The organism is Streptomyces sp. NPDC049837 (assembly GCF_040674455.1).
Classification (GTDB): domain Bacteria; phylum Actinomycetota; class Actinomycetes; order Streptomycetales; family Streptomycetaceae; genus Streptomyces.
On sequence record NZ_JBFAMP010000003.1, the window covers coordinates 527,647 to 543,729 of the forward strand.

Consider the following 16,083-nt stretch of genomic DNA (forward strand, 5'->3'; position numbering starts at 1 on the left):
TTACGTGAATTTGGGACCGTCTTCGGCTCTTGATCCATGTACTCCCCCTGCCCCTCCATAACGCGCGGTCCCATCTGCGGGTTCCCGGCCCCGAACGGCTACAGTCACCGTTGCGCCAACTACGGGGACAGGAGAGGGTCATTACCGCCAACCGGCAGACGAGCTGGGCGTTCGCCGACGCCTTTGTCGCCGAGGACGAAGCGCTGCGCTGGGCCCGTGACCGGGCCCGGGACGCGGGGCTGCCCTCGGTGTCGCCAGGCACCGGCGCCGCGCTGCGTCTGCTGGCGGCCACGGCGGACGCCAAGGCGGTGGCGGAGATCGGCACGGGCACCGGCGTCTCCGGTATCTACCTGCTGGAGGGCATGCGCCCGGACGGCGTCCTGACCACGGTCGACCCGGAGCCGGAGCGCCAGCAGTTCGCCAAGCAGGCGTTCCGGGCGGCGGGCTTCGCCGGGAACCGGGCCCGTTTCATCCCCGGCCGCGCTCTCGACGTACTCCCCCGGCTCGCGGACGGCGGGTACGACCTCGTCTTCTGCGACGGCGACCGCACGGAGTGCCTGGACTACCTCGCTGAATCGTTGCGCCTGCTGCGACCGGGTGGTCTGGTCTGCTTCGAGGGCGTCTTCGCGGACGGCCGTACGGTCGACTCGGCGGCCCAGCCGGCCGAGGTGCTCAGGCTGCGCGAGCTGCTGCGGGCGGTCCGGGAGAGCCAGGAGCTGCTGCCGTCGCTGCTGCCGGTCGGCGACGGGCTCCTCTGCGCGGTCCGCCGCGGCTAGGACTCGCCGGGAGCGGCGACAGCCCCGGCGTGATCGGATCACACCGGGGCTGTCGGAAAACCTTGGCAGTGTCGTGTCAGGCCGTGACCTTCTCCAGCGCCTCGCCGAGTGCCTTCGCCTCGTCCGGAGTCAGCTCGACGACGAGCCGACCGCCGCCTTCGAGCGGAACGCGCATGACGATGCCCCGCCCCTCCTTGGTCACCTCGAGCGGGCCGTCGCCCGTCCGCGGCTTCATGGCCGCCATGCTCGTTCCCCTTCCTGAAACCAGCTCATCGTCGCCGACGGCCCTCTGGCATGGGCACGCATCACCGGCATCGAACACATTGCTTCCAGGTCATTATCCCGCATGGCAGGACCCGATGACCAACATCGGTCGGCATCGCTTGCGCAACGCGCTCTCGCAAAACCGTCCATTTCGGCGATACGCCTGCGATACTTCGCCACCGCACGCGACGACGGCGCACGACATTCTTTGACGCAGGTCACATGTCCGGGCCCGATGATCTCCGCCATGCTGGGCGGGACATCACCGCCGTAGCCGCGAAGGGGACCTGCCATGGCCGACACCGTGCTGTACGAGGTGAGCGACGGGCTCGCCACGATCACGATCAACCGGCCCGACGCCATGAACGCGATGAACACGGAGGCGAAGGTCGCCCTCCGGGACTCGCTCCTGGCGGCGGCGGAGGACTCCGCCGTACGGGCGGTCCTGCTCACCGCGACGGGCAGGGCCTTCTGCGTGGGCCAGGACCTCAAGGAACACGTCTCGGTGCTCGGCACCGAGCACACGATGAGCACGGTGCGGGAGCACTACAACCCGATCGTCCGGGCGATCACGGGGATGCCGAAGCCCGTGGTGGCCGGGGTGAACGGGGTCGCGGCCGGGGCGGGCTTCGGCTTCGCCCTGGCGGCGGACTACCGGGTCGTCGCCGACACGGCGTCCTTCAACACCTCCTTCGCCGGGGTCGCCCTGACCGCCGACTCGGGCGTCTCGTGGACGCTCCCCCGGGTGGTGGGCCCCGGACGGGCGGCGGACCTGCTGTTCTTCCCGCGCTCGATCCCGGCGCAGGAGGCGTACGAGCTGGGCATCGCGAACAGGCTCGTCCCGGCCAATGACCTCGCCGCCGAGGCCGCCTCGGCCGCCCGCACCCTCGCCTCGGGCCCCACCCTGGCGTACGCGGCCCTGAAGGAGTCCCTGGCGTACGGAGCGGCCCACACCCTGGACGAGGCCCTGGACAAGGAGGACGAGCTCCAGACGAAGGCGGGCGCGTCGGAGGACCACGGGATCGCGGTCCAGGCCTTCCTGGCCAAGGAGAAGCCGAAGTACGTCGGCCGCTGACCCTTCCGGGGCGGCGCCTGCACGACTGGGGCTCGGCCAATGCTCCCGGGCAGGGCCCACGCCCAGGCGGGTGCCTGTCCGGCGACGACGGAAGGGGCCGTGCAGGGTCGCCCCCGCAGCGGATCGGCGGCGGGATACGGACACAGGACCGTTCGGGCTCCCCGCCGACCGCGAGGAGGTGAGCCCGGAGGGGCCCCGCCCCTGGCCCACCGGCGTGCACCGCTCCGGGCGGAACCCAGGAACAGGCACCGCCCCTCAGGCCAGGCCGCCGCCTCGGGCGGCGCAGTCGGCGAGGTGGTCGTCGACCAGGCCGCACGCCTGCATCAGGGCGTACGCCGTCGTGGGGCCGATGAAGCGGAGGCCCTGCTTCTTGAGCGTCTTGGACAGGGCCGTCGACTCGGGCGTGACCGCCGGGACGTCGGCGAGGGTGCGGGGGACCGGGCGGGAGGCGGGGTCCGGGGCGTGGGACCAGATCAGGGCGTCCAGCTCGCCGGGCGCCCAGCCCGCCAGCACGCGCGCGTTGGCCAGGCAGGCGTCGATCTTGGCGCGGTTGCGGACGATCCCGGTGTCGGCCAGGAGCCGCTCCCTGTCGGCGTCGGTGAACCCGGCCACCGCGGCGATCTTGAAGTTGTCGAACGCCCGGCGGAAACCCTCACGGCGGCGGAGGATCGTGATCCAGGACAGGCCCGACTGGAAGGCCTCCAGGCAGAGCCGCTCGAACAGGGCGTCGTCGCCGTGGACGGGACGGCCCCACTCCTCGTCGTGGTACTGGACGTAGTCCTCGGCGGACAGGCCCCACGGGCAGCGCAGTCGCCCGTCCGGGCCGGGCACGGCTCCGCCGGTCACCGGTCCCGCTCCTCGCCCTGCTCCGGACCGGCGCCAGGGCCCGCGCCGGGGCCGGGCACGGGGCCCGCGCCGGGGCCGGGGCCCTCCCCGCGGGCGTCCGCCAGCGCGGCCTCCAGCTCGGCGATCCGCGCGTCCCGCTCGGCGAGCTCGGCGCCGAGCCTGCCGAGGACGTCGTCGACCTCCGCCATCCGGTAGCCGCGCGGCGCCAGCGGCAGCCGCAGCGCGTCGATGTCGGCACGACCGACAGGACGGGTCAGCGGCAGTTGGTCCACCGTGTGCTCGGGCGCCGCCTCGGGAAGCACCTCGCTCTCCCCTCCGCCGATCACGGCGAGGGTGACCGCGGCAACGACCACGACCATCGCTACAGCCAAGAACCAGAACACGACCGTGCCTCTCCACCGGGAGCGAAAACCCAACGCTGCCGATCGTGCCATGCGCCACCGACAGTTAAGGTCGCAGGCGACGAACGCGAGGAGGACGAACGGGATGCTCCGCTTGGGACGGCGTGAATTCGACACGCACGAGCCGGTGATCATGGCGATCGTGAACCGGACCCCGGACTCCTTCTACGACCAGGGCGCCACGTTCCGCGACGAGCCGGCGCTCGCCCGGGTCGAGCAGGCGGTGTCGGAGGGCGCCGCCATCATCGACATCGGCGGGGTGAAGGCCGGTCCCGGCGAGGAGGTGTCGGCCGAGGAGGAGGCACGCCGTACGGTCGGCTTCGTCGCCGAGGTCCGCCGCCGCCACCCGGACGTGGTGATCAGCGTCGACACCTGGCGGCACGACGTCGGCGAGGCCGTCTGCGAGGCCGGCGCGGACCTGCTGAACGACGCGTGGGGCGGCGTCGACCCGAGGCTCGCGGAGGTCGCGGCCCGCTACGGCGCGGGCCTGGTGTGCACGCACGCGGGCGGCGCGGAGCCGCGTACCCGGCCGCACCGGACCACGTACGACGACGTGATGGCGGACATCCTGCGCGTGACGCTGGGCCTGGCGGAGCGCGCCGTGGAGCTGGGCGTACGCCGTGACGGGATCCTGATCGACCCCGGTCACGACTTCGGGAAGAACACCCGGCACAGCCTGGAGGCGACGCGCCGGCTGGGCGAGATGACGGCGACGGGCTGGCCGGTGCTGGTGTCGCTGTCGAACAAGGACTTCGTCGGCGAGACCCTCGACAAGCCGGTCAAGGAGCGGGTGCTGGGCACGCTGGCGACGACGGCCGTCTCGGCGTGGCTGGGCGCCCAGGTGTACCGCGTCCACGAGGTCGCGGAGACCAGGCAGGTGCTGGACATGGTGGCGTCCATCGCGGGCCACCGCCCCCCGGCGGTCGCCCGCCGGGGGTTGGCGTAGGCCCGCCCGTCAGGGGCGACCGGGTCCGGTCTCCTTGGTGACCAGGGCGACCGCCTCGTCGACGTCGTCCGTGACGTGGAACAGCATCAGGTCCCGCTCCGACGCCTTGCCCTGGGCGATCACCGTGTCGCGCAGCCAGTCGACCAGACCGCTCCAGTACTCCGTGCCGAACAGCACGATCGGGAAGCGGGTCACCTTCCGCGTCTGGACCAGGGTCAGGGCCTCGAACAGCTCGTCCAGGGTGCCGAGTCCGCCGGGCAGGACGACGAAGCCCTGGGCGTACTTGACGAACATCGTCTTCCGCACGAAGAAGTAGCGGAAGTTGACGCCGATGTCGACGTGCGGGTTCAGGCCCTGCTCGAAGGGCAGCTCGATGCCGAGGCCCACGGAGATGCCCTTCGCCTCCCGGGCGCCCTTGTTCGCGGCCTCCATGGCGCCCGGGCCACCGCCGGTGATCACCGCGAAGCCCGCCTCGACGAGCGCCCTGCCCAGCTTGACGCCCGCCTCGTACTCCGGCGTGCCCGCCGGGGTGCGGGCCGAGCCGAAGACGCTGATCGCGCTGGGCAGTTCGGCCAGTGCGCCGAAGCCCTCCACGAACTCCGACTGGATGCGCATCACGCGCCAGGGGTCGGTGTGGACCCACTCGGAGTCGCCCGCGGTGTCCAGCAGCCGCTGATCGGTGGTGCCGGGCTGGACCTGCTCCCGGCGGCGCAGTACCGGCCCCAGCCGCTGCTCGGCCAGCGCTCGCAGTCCTTCGGCCTCGGCCTCGGGGTTGCCCATGATCCGCTCCCTCCGCTGAACATCGTTTCCCGCTCAGGGTAGGGCGGCGGACGTGACAAAAGGCGAAATTACGGAGGTCAGGCAGTGAGCCAGTCGTACAGTCGCCGTTCACAGTGGGTGATCTTGTCGATGGCGACGTGCTCGTCCCGCTTGTGGGCGAAGAGCGCGTCACCGGGGCCGTAGTTGACCGCCGGCACGCCCAGCGCGCTGAACCGGGACACGTCCGTCCAGCCGAACTTGGGCTGCGCGGTGCCGCCGACCGCCGCCATGAAGGCCGCGGCGGCGGGGTGCGACAGCCCCGGCAGGGCGCCGCCGGTGTGGTCGTCCACCACGAACTCGTCGACGCCGCAGTCCGCGAACACCTCGCGTACGTGGGCCTCGGCCTCCGCCATGGAGCGGTCGGGCGCGTAGCGGTAGTTGACGATCACGGTGCACTCGTCGGGGATGACGTTGGTGGCGACCCCGCCCTCGATCCCGACGGCGTTGAGCCCCTCGTGGTACTCCAGCCCGTCGATCACCGGGCGGCGCGGTTCGTACGCGGCGAGCTTCGCCAGGATCGGGGCGGCGGCGTGGATGGCGTTGGCCCCCATCCAGCTCCGCGCGGAGTGGGCGCGCTCGCCCTTGGTACGGAGGTGGACCCGCAGCGTGCCCTGGCAGCCGCCCTCGACCTGGCCGTCGGACGGCTCCAGCAGGACGGCGAAGTCGCCCTCCAGCCACTCGGGGTGTGCGGCGGCCACATGCCCGAGGCCGTTGAGGTGGGCGGCGACCTCTTCGTTGTCGTAGAACACGAAGGTGAGGTCCCGGTTGGGCTCCGGGACGGTCGCGGCGATGCGCAGTTGGACCGCGACGCCCGACTTCATGTCGGAGGTGCCGCAGCCCCACAGGATGCCGTTCTCGTCGAGCCGGGAGGGAACGTTGTCGGCGATCGGCACGGTGTCGATGTGTCCGGCCAGCACGACGCGCTCGGTCCGCCCCAGGTTCGTCCGGGCGACGACGTTGTTGCCGTACCGGTCCACGGTCAGGTGCGGCAGCGTGCGCAGCGCCTGCTCGATCGCGTCGGCGAGGGGCTTCTCGGTGCCGCTGACCGAGGGGAAGTCGACGAGCGCGGCGGTGAGCGCCGGGCCGTCCAGAGTGAGGTCCAGCTTGGTGGCGGGCATGGTCTCGGACATGGTGCCGAGCCTAACCCGGCCTCCAGTACGGTGGGCTCCGTGTCCGAGTCCACCCGTCCTCGCCGACCTCGCCGTCTGAGAATCGCCATCGCGCTCGCCGTGCTGCTGGCGGTCGTCGCGTATGTGGTCGTGCAGTGCGCGACCAGCGGCAAAGGCGCCCCGCGGTGCGTCGTGGGCAGCGGGAACAACGTCTACCGGTTCACCCCCGAGCAGGCCTCGAACGCCGCGACGATCTCCGCCGTGGGTACGTCGCGCGGGATGCCCGAGCGCGCGGTCACCATCGCGCTGGCGACCGCCCTCCAGGAGTCGGCCCTGCGCAACATCCGGTACGGCGACCGCGACTCCCTCGGCCTGTTCCAGCAGCGCCCCTCGCAGGGGTGGGGCACCGAGGCGCAGATCCTCGACCCGGTCTTCTCGGCCGGGAAGTTCTACGACCACCTCGCCAAGGTGCCGGGGTACTCGCGCCTGCCGCTGACCGTCGCCGCGCAGCGGGTGCAGCGCAGCGGCTTCCCGCAGGCGTACGCGAAGCACGAGCCGGACGCCGCGCTGTTGGCGGCGGCCCTCACCGGCCGCTCGCCCGCGTCTTTGACCTGCACGTCCGGCAGCCGGCCGGTACGGGCCGGTGACCCGGCGAAGGTACGGGCGGAGCTGAAGCGAGCGTTCGGCGAACTGCCTCCCGGCGGGACGGCGCCCGACATCTCCGTACCGGTCCGGACCGTGACCGCCGGGTCGGCCGGCCCCGAGGGCGCGACGCCCGGCGGCGGGTCGCGCGGCGGCTGGGAGCTGGCCCAGTGGGCGGTGGCCCAGGCCGACGCGCTGGGACTCGCGGAGGTCTCGTACGCGGGACGCGTCTGGAGCGCGGAGGAATCCGACGAAGGCTGGCGAACGGCCGACTCCCCTACGTCCCGCCCGGACGAGGTCCACATCCGCGTCGCCCGATAACCGCCGGTCACCGACTCGCGGGGGCCTGCCGCAGGGCGGTCGCCCCCGGGGCGGTTGGGCGGTGCCGTGCTGCCGGGGCGCCCCAGCCTGGGCGTGCCCGTGCGGCGCCCCGTGCCCGGGCGCCCCTCGACTGTTTGTGGGCATTCGTGCCGCACGGGCCAGTGCGGCCCGGTGGGGTACGGATACCGCCGGTGAGTGGGGGCGGGGCCCCTCCGGGCTCGACTCCTCGAGGCCGGCGGCCCTGGGCGCCAGGAAAGGGAGCCCACCCATCGCCGCCAACCTCTGCGGGGGCGACCCTGCACGGCCCCGCCCGGCCGTCGGGCGGCTGCGGGCCGTACACACGCCCGGTCCGGGTACGACGGCCCCGCGAAAAGGCGCCGCGCGTGCGTGCGGGAATTCGCTCGGGCGAGGGACTCGGCATCGCGTCACCGGCCGGAATTCCTCCCGCTCGATATTCCCGCCGATTTTCGTTGCGAGCACTGGGAAGTGACGGTTCTTCATGCGCTCGGAACTCTGCTCGTTTGCCCGGTTTTAGGTGGAGCCGATAATGCGACGCATTACCAACTCTTTACCTCGGGCCACCGCAACCTTCCCCGCCCTCCGACCGGTTGTCACAGCGTCCGATCGTCGGACAGGCACCACAGTCAACGACCTCTCCCGTCGAAGGAGCATCATGTCCCTCCCCCTGACCCGTCGGATCGCCCGTGCCGCGCTGCTGATCGCAGCGGGTGCAGCTCCCGTGGTCGGTGCGGCCGGCTCCGCAAGCGCCGTGGACCTCTCCAACGCCCCCGAGCTGGGCGGCGTGAGCAGCCTCGACACCGCCTCGGCGACCGACACCGTCAGCGGCGCTTCCGAGAGCACGACCGGCCTGGCCGGCGAGGCCGGCGGCAAGGCGGTGAAGCAGGCCGTTCCCGCCGTGGGCAAGACCGCCGCCAAGACGGGCAAGGCCACCACGCCCGTCGCGCAGAAGGCCGCCGGTGACGCGGCCGGCAACACCGGCGACATCGTCGGCGGGGCCGCGGGCGCCGCGCCCACCGACGCGCTCGGCGGCGGCCTGCCGGCCCTGCCCGGGCTCGGCAAGTAGGACCGCACGCGGAAGGGCCCGGGGAGTCACGCACTCTCCCCGGGCCCTTCGGTGTGTCTCAGCCCAGCCGCTTGACCGCGGCCTCGACCCGCTCGTCGGTGGCCGTGAACGCCACCCGCACGAACCGCTCCCCCGCCTCGCCGTAGAAGTCACCGGGCGCGACCAGGACGCCGAGGGACGCCAGGTAGGCGACGGTGTCCCAGCAGGGCTCGTCGCGGGTCGCCCACAGGTACAGGCTCGCCTCGCTGTGCTCGATCCGGAACCCGTGCGTCTCCAGCGCCGTACGCAGCGCCGTGCGCCGGGCCGCGTACCGCGTCCGCTGCTCCTGTACGTGTACGTCGTCGCCGAGGGCCGCGACCGTGGCCGCCTGTACCGGCGCGGGCGTCATCATCCCGCCGTGCTTGCGGATCTGGAGCAGCTCGCCGAGCACCGCCGCGTCACCCGCGATGAACGCGGCGCGGTAGCCGGCCAGGTTCGAGCGCTTGGACAGCGAGTGGACGGCGACGATCCCCTCGTACGAACCGCCGCAGACGTCCGGGTGCAGTACGGAGACGGGGTCGGCCTCCCAGCCGAGCTCCAGGTAGCACTCGTCGCTGAAGACGAGGATGCCGTGCTCGCGGGCCCAGGCGACGATCCGGATCAGCTCGTCCTTGGGGATGACCTTGCCGGTCGGGTTGGACGGCGAGTTCAGCCACAGCAGCTTCAGCCCGGCCGGGTCGAGCTCCGTGGGGTCGTCGTAGACGACCGGGGTCGCGCCGCACAGCCGCGCGCCGACCTCATACGTCGGGTAGGCGAGCCGCGGGTAGGCCACCGTGTCGCCCGCGCCCAGGCCGAGCTGGGTCGGCAGCCAGGCCACCAGCTCCTTGGAGCCGACGACGGGCAGGACGTTGGTGTGCGCGAAGCCGCGCGCGCCCAGGCGCCGCTCGCACCAGCCGGTGAGCGCGTCGCGCAGCTCGGGGGTCCCCCACACCGTCGGATAGCCCGGCGAGTCGGCGGCGTCCATCAGGGCACGCCGGATCACCTCGGGGACCGGGTCCACGGGCGTACCGACGGACAGGTCCACGATGCCGTCCGGGTGGGCCATGGCCGTCTTCTTGTAGGGCTCGAGCTTGTCCCACGGGAAGACGGGGAGGCGTGAGGAGACGGGGGAGGACACGGTGCTCGCTTTCTTCTGCTTCAGGGGCGGAACGCGTCGGTCCCGTACAGCGGCGGAGCCGTACGGGACCGAGGGGGCGCGATCAGCCGTTCTGCGGCGGCAGAGCGGCGATGAAGGGGTGGTCGCGCTCGATCAGGCCCAGCTTCGAGGCACCACCGGGCGAACCAAGGTCGTCGAAGAACTCGACGTTCGCCTTGTAGTAGTCCTTCCACTCCTCCGGAGTGTCGTCCTCGTAGAAGATCGCCTCGACCGGGCAGACCGGCTCACAAGCACCGCAGTCGACGCATTCGTCCGGGTGGATGTACAAGGACCGCTGGCCCTCGTAGATGCAGTCGACGGGGCACTCCTCGATGCACGCCTTGTCCTTGACGTCGACACAAGGCTGCGCGATGACGTAGGTCACGCTGGTCGTTCCTCCTCGGTAGGGCTGGTTGCGCGGGAGCGCGGCGTCGTCGATGCCCGCACCTAGTATCTCCGTTCTTGGGACGGAACCGAACAGGAGGGGCGGACAGAGCTGTGGAATTCACTGCGGGCGGACGGCTGGAGGTCCGCATTACCCCCTCTGACGTGGGAAAACGCGTCTCCGTCCGCCGGTTGAGCGACACTGGAGCACGGCCGGAGAAGTTCACCGACACGGTTGGTGTTCTCACATCATGGACCGAGGGTGTGCTGCTGATCACACGACGGACCGGTGAGACTGTCCGGATCCCGGAATCGTCGCTGGTCGCCGGCAAGGTCGTACCGGCCGCACCCGCCCGCCGCCGGGGCCCCGCGGCCGGTTTCGAGGAGCTGGCGCGGGTGACCGCCCGGGCGTGGCAGCCGGTGGAGAGCGAGCCGCTCGGGGAGTGGACGCTGCGGGCATCCGGTGGATTCACGCGGCGGGCCAATTCGGTGCTGCCGCTCGGGGATCCGGGCATGCCGCTGGACGACGCCCTGGCACGCGTGCGTGCCTGGTACGAGGAGCGGGGCCTGCCGCCGTACGTGCAGGCGGCGACCGGCGCGGAGGGGACCCAGGAGCAGTTGTGCGCGGCGCTGGAGGAGCGGGGCTGGCGCCGGGAGGTCACGGCGGAGGTACGGATCGGGGCGCTGGCGCCGATCGGCGACCTGGAGCCCGGTGACGTACGGCTGTCCCGCTCCGTGGACGAGGCATGGCTGCGCCGCTACAACCGCTCGGGCGCGGTGGGCCCCCACGTCCGGCACGTCCTGGGCACCGGCCCCTCCGTGTGGTTCGCCTCCGTGCCCGGCGACGCCGACGTGCCCGCCGCCATCGGGCGGTGCGTGGTCGACGGGCGGTGGGCCGGTTTCATGGCGGTCGAGGTGGACCCGGCGTACCGGCGGCAGGGGCTGGGCACGGCGGTGATGGCGGCGCTCGCCCGCCGCGCGCTGGAGGAGGGCGCGTCCGCTGCGTGGCTCCAGGTGGAGTCGGACAATGGTGGTGCCCTCGCCCTGTACGAGGGGATGGGCTTCGCCGTCCACCACCTGTACCACCACTTCCGATCTCCCGAAGCGGGTACGTGACGCGTATGCACACCACCGAGTGGCGCCGCCGGTTCGCCGAGGAGGCCCGCGAGGACCGTCCGGACCTCGCGGAGCTGTGCCTGCTGGTGGGCGCGGAGGCGGACCCGGAGCTGGGGCAGGCGGGGATCGACGCCGCCGAGATCGAGCTGGACCGGCTGGCCGGGCTGCTGCCGTACGGGCTGCGCGGCCCGCGCTCCTGGGTGGGCGCGCTGGCCGGCCTCCTCGGTGACCGGTGCGGCTTCCACGGCACGCCCGGCGACTACCAGCGCCTGGAGTCGTCGCTCCTGCACGAGGTGCTGCGGCGCCGCCGGGGCCTGCCCATCCTGCTGTCGGTCGTGTGGATGGAGGTGGCCCGGCGGGCGGGCGCGCCGGTGTACGGGGTGGCGCTGCCGGGCCACTTCGTGGTCGGGTTCGGCGACCCGGAGGAGCAGGTGCTGGCGGACCCCTTCGCCGGGGGCCGGGCGCTGACCGGGTCGGACGCGGAGCTGCTGGTGGCGGGGGCGACCGGCGAGCGCCTGCACCCGTCGATGCTGACCCCCACGGACCCGTTGCAGATCATGCAGCGGATCCTCAACAACATCCGCGCCTGGGCCTCCGTACGCCCCGAGCGCTCGGACGTGGCCCTGTGGGCGGTCGAGCTGTCCCTGCTGCTGCCCGCGCACCCGGCCCGGCTGCGCTACGAGCGCGCCCAGCTCCTGATCCAGCGCGGCGACTTCCTGATGGGCGCGGCGGAGATGGACGCGTACGCGGACGTGGTCGCCCCGGTCGAACCGACGGTCGCCGAGACGGTCCGCCACCGCGCCCGCGCGGCCCGCGCGATGCTCAACTGACGCCGGCCCGCGAGACGGCCGACGGCCGGGCGGGGCCGTGCGGGGTCGCCCCCGCAGAGGTTGGCGGCAAGAGGTGGGCTCCCGATCCCGTAACCCAAGGCCGCCGGCCCGCCGGGGCGGACCGGCGGATCCCGCGGCTCAGTCCCGGTCGACGTGTTCGCGGACGATCTTGCCGGTCCTGGCGTCGATGTCGTACGTCGTCTTGTACCAGTCGTTCGTCGTGACGACGTCGACGGACCAGACCGTGTCGTCCAGTTGGACGGCGGTGACCGTGCCCTTCTTCCGGTCGGTGGCCGTCTTGACGGCCTGCTGCGGGGTGACCGTGGCGGCGCCCAGCCGGTCGGCGAGCTCGCGCTTGTCGTCCGGGTCCTGGTCGGGGTCGACGCGCGACTCGGTGACCTTGCCGGTGACGGCGTCGACGCGGACGGTGTAGGCGGTGCCGTTCCGGGCGGCGACCGTGGTGTCCCACTCGGGGGTGCGCGGGCCGGGGCTGGGGCTGCCGACGGCGGAGCGCGCCCACTTCAGCTCGATCTCGGCGAGCTTGCCCTGCCGTACGCCGCGGACCGCCGTCGCGGCCGCCTTGTCCCACGGCACCTTGGTGGCCTGGATGAGGGCCTTCCGCTCGGCCTGGTCCTCGGTCGCGAGGCGCGGGGACGAGGTGCCGGTGGGGCTGCCGTACGGGGTGGGCGCGGCGGCGGCGACACGAGATTCCCCGGTGTCGTCTCCGCAGGCGGTGAGCAGCGGGGCCGACACGACGGCGGCGCACACGGCGGCGGCGACGGACACGGTGCGGAGGCGGAGCTGAGCGGTCATGTCCGCACCGGTAACCCCTCCGGCGCGCGCGCATGCCGGAGCCGTCCCGTACTCACCCGAAAGGCCCCCGCCCGGAGTCGGACGGGGGCCGGATACGCATACGAATCAGCCCTGGGGGTTGAGTTCGATCGTCTCGGTGCGCTCGGCGGGGGTCTTGCCGAGCAGGGCCTTCTGCATCGCGTGGGCCACGTCGTCGGCGGAGACCTCGTGCTGCTTGCCGTCACCCTTGGTGATCATGACACCGTCGAAGACGCCGTCCAGGAGGTCCTCGATCGCCTTCTTGTTGTAGACCTCGACCAGGCGGCCGTTGATCGGCTTCATGGACAGGATCTTCGGCAGCGACCTGGACGGTCCGAACTGGATCTCCTTGCCGCCCGCCTTGATGGTCACGAGGCCGGACATCGCCGGTTCGGCGAACTCCTTCATGGCCCGGTTCAGTTCGGTCTGGGTGATGGTGGGTTCCTTGGTGACCACGGGCAGCTCGACCGTGTTCGCCTTGCCCGTCTCGACCTGGGCGCGGTAGGCGTCGCGTACCGAGATCATGGAGCGCTGGACGTCCAGTGCCTTGCCCGCCTTGCCGGGTACGGCGACGGCCTTGCCCGGCTCGAACCTGATCGTGCCTTCGGTGGCCGAGCCCGAAGCGCCCGCGAGGTCGGTCAGGGCGACGCCGAGCTTCTCCTCGTCGACCGGGATGACCGGCTGGGCGACGCGCTCGCCGCCGAAGAGGGAGCCGATCACCGAGACGGGGTTGTAGTCGGCGCCCGCGGCGGCGCGCACGGTCTCCTGGGCGTCCAGGGACAGGCCGGCCTTGTCGGGGGCCAGCTCCTCCTTCTCGCCGCCGACGCTGAGCTGGAGCGGGGCCGAGGCGCGCTCGCCGAAGGCGGTTTCGAGCTTCTGGACCGCCTGCTCCTTGGTGCCGCCGCCGATGTCGACGCCGAGGACCGTGGTGCCCTTCGGCACCTCGGAGTGGTTGAGGAGCAGCCCGGCGCCATAGGCGACACCGAGCAGGCCGACCAGCGCCGCGCCCAGCAGGACCAGCTTGGAGCGGCCCTTCTTCTGCGGGCGGGCGGGCGGGCCGGCCGGGGCGGGGGCGGGAGCCGGGGAGGACGGCGCGGGCGCCGGCGCCGGGTCGTCGAACAGCGCGGCGTTCCGGTCGGTCGCGACCTGCGCCGGGCCGGAGACGGGGAACGGCGAGGGGCCGCGGTGGTCCGGCGGGACGACGGGGATGCCGCTGGTGAGCGTGTCACCCGACACGTGGCCACCGGCCGGCGGGCCGGCGGGCGGGCGCGCCTGGCCCTCCTGGTACGACGGCTCGGGCGCGGGCGGCTGCGGGGTCAGTACGGCGGTGTCGTCGGACATCCACGGCACGGTGCCCATGCTGCCGGTGACCGGGCCGGTCGTGGGGCCGCTCGGGTGCGCCGGTCCGGGCGGTCCGGCCGGACCCGCCGGGGGCACCGTGTCCGCCGCGAGGTCGTCCAGGGCGCTGTGCGGGCGCGGGGCGTCCATGCGCGGTCCGTCCGCGCGCGGGGCGTGCCCGGCGGGGCCCTGCCCGTAGGACGGCTGCGCGGGCGACGGCGGCCGCACGGACGCTGGAGCCGACGCGGGAGCACCGGCGGGAGCGGACCCGGACGGGGACCCGGACCCGGACGGAGAGGAGGGCGCGGGCGCGGGGGGCTTGCGCGGGGCGAACCAGTCGCTCGCCGGCTTCTCCTCCGCCTGCGGCTCCTCCGCCGGCGGCCTCGTGGCCGTCTGCGCCGCCGGTGACCGGTCCGCCGCCGGCCGCTCCGCGGCGGGGCGGGGGGCCGCGGCCGCGGCGGCCCCGTCCGTCTCGCTCACCGGCTTGCGGACGACGACCGGCGGGATCGGCCGCGACCCGGGGATGTTGATCCGGATGCGGGTGGTCAGCGTGGTCTCGGTCCTGGGCTCGTCCGACTCCGCGGCGGCCCCGGCGCCCTCTTCCGGAGCGTCCTGCGTCGGGTGCAGCGACGGATACTGGCGCGATCCGTACGGCGGTGTGCCCGAGGGATACGCGGCTCCGCCGCGCCCCTGGGCGCCGGAGGACGAACTGTCAGTTTCACGACTCAAAGCAGGTTCTCCCGGTTGGCTCCGCCGCCCGCTCTTACACGTGCGGGCGCTCGGCGGCGCGCACCACCATACTGGCCGCCGCCGCCGGGTATCCCGCGACCAGGAGAACCCGATCGGTCATTCCGGCCCAAGTCAGGGCACGTCACATGCCAAGTGGGCCCGATCGGCCGTCCCGGTGCGGGAGCCGTGACATGGTGGCGCACATCACAGCCGCGGCCATGCCGCCCAGGACGTACGCCAGCTCGGTGCCGCCGCCCCAGAAGACCTGGTCGCCCTCCGGCCGGCCCAGGCTGGCCACGATGACGGCGACGAGCCAGCCGACGCCCGGCGCCACCACGCCCAGTTGCGTACCCATCGTGCGCAGCCCGCCGGAGAAGAGCCCCACGCACGCGGCGAGCGCCAGCAGCAACCCGCCCGGGAACCACGCCGCTTGGACCAGCGTGCCGGCGAGGCCGACGACGGCGCCGAGCACGGCGAGGCCCGCGTACCCGCCGGCCCGCGCGGCCCTCATGACGCCACCCCGGCGAACAGGTCGTCCTCCCGCCGGCCGGCCGGGGCGCCGGATTCGCCCCGTACCAACTGGTAGTACTCCGTGGCGAAGATGGGCTGGCCCAGGTCGTTGGAGAGCGCGAAGAAGGCGTCCCGCACGGCGATTTGTGTGGCATGGGCACGCATCGCCGCCGCCTTCCGTTCCGCGTATTCCGTCCCGTCGATCTCGGCCGTGACCAGCTCGTCGTCGACGACCCCGGGTACGTCGTCGATGGCGGCCATCCGGTCGAAGGCGCCGGACGCGTGAAGCCGGGCGAAGGCCTCCTCGGCGACCGTGCGCGGCACCCGGTTCCAGTAGATCTTGGCGATCTCGTGGGGGTCGCCCAGGTCGCGCCGGAAGGCCGGTTCGGCGGCCAGCTCGGCGGCGCGCATCGCGACGCGGTGGGCCTGGATGTGGTCGGGGTGGCCGTAGCCGCCGTCCGGGTCGTACGTGACCAGCACCTGCGGGCGGACGGAGCGGATGATCTCGACGAGGTGGGCGGCGGCCTCGTCCACGTCGGTGTTCCAGAAGGCGCCGTCGCGGCGGTTCTGCTCGGCGCCCATCATCCCGGAGTCGCGGAACCGGCCGGGTCCGCCCAGGAAGCGGTGGTCGGTGACGCCCAGCTCCTTCATCGCGGCGGCCAGTTCGCCGACGCGGTGGGGGCCGAGCCGGTCCTCCCGGTCGGGTGCCAGATGGGCGAGGGCGGGCGGGATGACCTCGCCCTCCTCACCGCGTGTGCAGGTCACGAGGGTGACCTGGGCGCCCTCGGCCGCGTACTTGGCCATGGTGGCGCCGTTGTTGATCGACTCGTCGTCGGGGTGCGCGTGCACCAGGAGCAGACGACGGGCGGGCAGTTCCGTCATACGGAC

General features: G+C 73.0%; 18 protein-coding genes. 7 read left to right on the forward strand and 11 right to left on the reverse strand.

The window, feature by feature from the left end; all coding sequences use genetic code 11:
* The first annotated feature begins 110 nt into the window (after positions 1 to 110).
* Positions 111 to 776: an O-methyltransferase gene (locus tag AB0J57_RS10325; RefSeq protein ID WP_084895721.1), complete on the forward strand. Its 666-nt coding sequence runs from the start codon at positions 111 to 113 to the stop codon at positions 774 to 776.
* Between the two features lie 76 nt (positions 777 to 852).
* Here the strand turns inward: AB0J57_RS10325 and AB0J57_RS10330 are convergent, their stop codons facing one another.
* Positions 853 to 1,020: a DUF3117 domain-containing protein gene (locus AB0J57_RS10330; RefSeq protein WP_179198936.1), complete on the reverse strand. Its 168-nt coding sequence runs from the start codon at positions 1,018 to 1,020 to the stop codon at positions 853 to 855.
* A 312-nt stretch (positions 1,021 to 1,332) separates the two neighbouring features.
* Between AB0J57_RS10330 and AB0J57_RS10335 the strand changes: the two genes are divergently transcribed.
* A complete protein-coding gene (locus AB0J57_RS10335) occupies positions 1,333 to 2,115 on the forward strand; it encodes an enoyl-CoA hydratase-related protein (protein WP_366127609.1) in 783 nt (260 codons plus the stop codon).
* Between the two features lie 255 nt (positions 2,116 to 2,370).
* Here AB0J57_RS10335 and AB0J57_RS10340 read toward each other — a convergent pair whose 3' ends face one another.
* Positions 2,371 to 2,961, reverse strand: coding sequence for a DNA-3-methyladenine glycosylase I (locus tag AB0J57_RS10340; protein WP_366127610.1), 591 nt, complete (start codon positions 2,959 to 2,961; stop codon positions 2,371 to 2,373).
* Positions 2,958 to 3,344, reverse strand: coding sequence for a DivIVA domain-containing protein (locus AB0J57_RS10345; RefSeq protein WP_366127611.1), 387 nt, complete (start codon positions 3,342 to 3,344; stop codon positions 2,958 to 2,960). Before AB0J57_RS10345 ends, AB0J57_RS10340 begins: the two co-directional genes overlap by 4 nt.
* 103 nt (positions 3,345 to 3,447) lie before the next feature.
* Between AB0J57_RS10345 and folP the strand changes: the two genes are divergently transcribed.
* Positions 3,448 to 4,308 carry a dihydropteroate synthase gene (gene folP / locus AB0J57_RS10350; RefSeq protein WP_366127612.1) on the forward strand — a complete coding sequence of 287 codons (861 nt, stop codon included), beginning with the start codon at positions 3,448 to 3,450 and terminating at the stop codon, positions 4,306 to 4,308.
* Positions 4,309 to 4,317: 9 nt separating this feature from the next.
* Here the strand turns inward: folP and AB0J57_RS10355 are convergent, their stop codons facing one another.
* Positions 4,318 to 5,088: a TIGR00730 family Rossman fold protein gene (locus tag AB0J57_RS10355; RefSeq protein WP_366127613.1), complete on the reverse strand. Its 771-nt coding sequence runs from the start codon at positions 5,086 to 5,088 to the stop codon at positions 4,318 to 4,320.
* Between the two features lie 77 nt (positions 5,089 to 5,165).
* Entirely contained in the window at positions 5,166 to 6,245 is a 1,080-nt protein-coding gene (dapE, locus tag AB0J57_RS10360; RefSeq protein ID WP_366127825.1) for a succinyl-diaminopimelate desuccinylase, read from the reverse strand.
* Between the two features lie 42 nt (positions 6,246 to 6,287).
* Between dapE and AB0J57_RS10365 the strand changes: the two genes are divergently transcribed.
* Positions 6,288 to 7,199 (forward strand): hypothetical protein, encoded by a 912-nt coding sequence (locus AB0J57_RS10365; RefSeq protein ID WP_366127614.1) that lies wholly within the window; start codon positions 6,288 to 6,290, stop codon positions 7,197 to 7,199.
* A gap of 673 nt (positions 7,200 to 7,872) precedes the next feature.
* A complete protein-coding gene (locus AB0J57_RS10370; protein ID WP_366127615.1) occupies positions 7,873 to 8,283 on the forward strand; it encodes an ATP-binding protein in 411 nt (136 codons plus the stop codon).
* A 58-nt stretch (positions 8,284 to 8,341) separates the two neighbouring features.
* Here AB0J57_RS10370 and AB0J57_RS10375 read toward each other — a convergent pair whose 3' ends face one another.
* A complete protein-coding gene (locus AB0J57_RS10375; RefSeq protein ID WP_366127616.1) occupies positions 8,342 to 9,439 on the reverse strand; it encodes a bifunctional succinyldiaminopimelate transaminase/glutamate-prephenate aminotransferase in 1,098 nt (365 codons plus the stop codon).
* Positions 9,440 to 9,521: 82 nt separating this feature from the next.
* Positions 9,522 to 9,842, reverse strand: a complete 321-nt coding sequence (fdxA, locus tag AB0J57_RS10380) for a ferredoxin (protein WP_031078476.1) — start codon at positions 9,840 to 9,842, stop codon at positions 9,522 to 9,524.
* A gap of 113 nt (positions 9,843 to 9,955) precedes the next feature.
* Between fdxA and AB0J57_RS10385 the strand changes: the two genes are divergently transcribed.
* Complete coding sequence (locus tag AB0J57_RS10385; RefSeq protein WP_366127617.1) at positions 9,956 to 10,957, forward strand: GNAT family N-acetyltransferase; 1,002 nt, start codon at positions 9,956 to 9,958, stop codon at positions 10,955 to 10,957.
* 5 nt (positions 10,958 to 10,962) lie between these two features.
* Positions 10,963 to 11,787, forward strand: a complete 825-nt coding sequence (locus tag AB0J57_RS10390; RefSeq protein ID WP_366127618.1) for a transglutaminase-like domain-containing protein — start codon at positions 10,963 to 10,965, stop codon at positions 11,785 to 11,787.
* Between the two features lie 138 nt (positions 11,788 to 11,925).
* Here the strand turns inward: AB0J57_RS10390 and AB0J57_RS10395 are convergent, their stop codons facing one another.
* The 4 genes from AB0J57_RS10395 to mshB form a co-directional block, all read right to left on the reverse strand.
* Complete coding sequence (locus tag AB0J57_RS10395) at positions 11,926 to 12,600, reverse strand: PepSY domain-containing protein (RefSeq protein ID WP_366127619.1); 675 nt, start codon at positions 12,598 to 12,600, stop codon at positions 11,926 to 11,928.
* A 105-nt stretch (positions 12,601 to 12,705) separates the two neighbouring features.
* Positions 12,706 to 14,685, reverse strand: a complete 1,980-nt coding sequence (locus AB0J57_RS10400) for a hypothetical protein (protein WP_366127620.1) — start codon at positions 14,683 to 14,685, stop codon at positions 12,706 to 12,708.
* A 142-nt stretch (positions 14,686 to 14,827) separates the two neighbouring features.
* On the reverse strand, positions 14,828 to 15,196 hold the full coding sequence (locus tag AB0J57_RS10405) for a DUF6113 family protein (protein WP_366127621.1): 369 nt from the start codon (positions 15,194 to 15,196) through the stop codon (positions 14,828 to 14,830).
* The gene (gene mshB, locus AB0J57_RS10410) at positions 15,193 to 16,077 is read right to left on the reverse strand and encodes an N-acetyl-1-D-myo-inositol-2-amino-2-deoxy-alpha-D-glucopyranoside deacetylase (RefSeq protein WP_366127622.1); all 885 of its coding nucleotides are present in this window, start codon (positions 16,075 to 16,077) and stop codon (positions 15,193 to 15,195) included. Before mshB ends, AB0J57_RS10405 begins: the two co-directional genes overlap by 4 nt.
* Between the last annotated feature and the right edge of the window lie 6 nt (positions 16,078 to 16,083).

Coding starts and splice junctions, on each gene's coding strand:
- AB0J57_RS10330 (WP_179198936.1), bottom strand. CDS start 1,020: ATGGCGGCCATGAAGCCGCGGACGGGCGACGGCCCGCTCGAGGTGACC.
- AB0J57_RS10335 (WP_366127609.1), top strand. CDS start 1,333: ATGGCCGACACCGTGCTGTACGAGGTGAGCGACGGGCTCGCCACGATC.
- folP (WP_366127612.1), top strand. CDS start 3,448: ATGCTCCGCTTGGGACGGCGTGAATTCGACACGCACGAGCCGGTGATC.
- AB0J57_RS10355 (WP_366127613.1), bottom strand. CDS start 5,088: ATGGGCAACCCCGAGGCCGAGGCCGAAGGACTGCGAGCGCTGGCCGAG.
- dapE (WP_366127825.1), bottom strand. CDS start 6,245: ATGCCCGCCACCAAGCTGGACCTCACTCTGGACGGCCCGGCGCTCACC.
- AB0J57_RS10370 (WP_366127615.1), top strand. CDS start 7,873: ATGTCCCTCCCCCTGACCCGTCGGATCGCCCGTGCCGCGCTGCTGATC.
- AB0J57_RS10390 (WP_366127618.1), top strand. CDS start 10,963: ATGCACACCACCGAGTGGCGCCGCCGGTTCGCCGAGGAGGCCCGCGAG.
- AB0J57_RS10395 (WP_366127619.1), bottom strand. CDS start 12,600: ATGACCGCTCAGCTCCGCCTCCGCACCGTGTCCGTCGCCGCCGCCGTG.
- AB0J57_RS10405 (WP_366127621.1), bottom strand. CDS start 15,196: ATGAGGGCCGCGCGGGCCGGCGGGTACGCGGGCCTCGCCGTGCTCGGC.
- mshB (WP_366127622.1), bottom strand. CDS start 16,077: ATGACGGAACTGCCCGCCCGTCGTCTGCTCCTGGTGCACGCGCACCCC.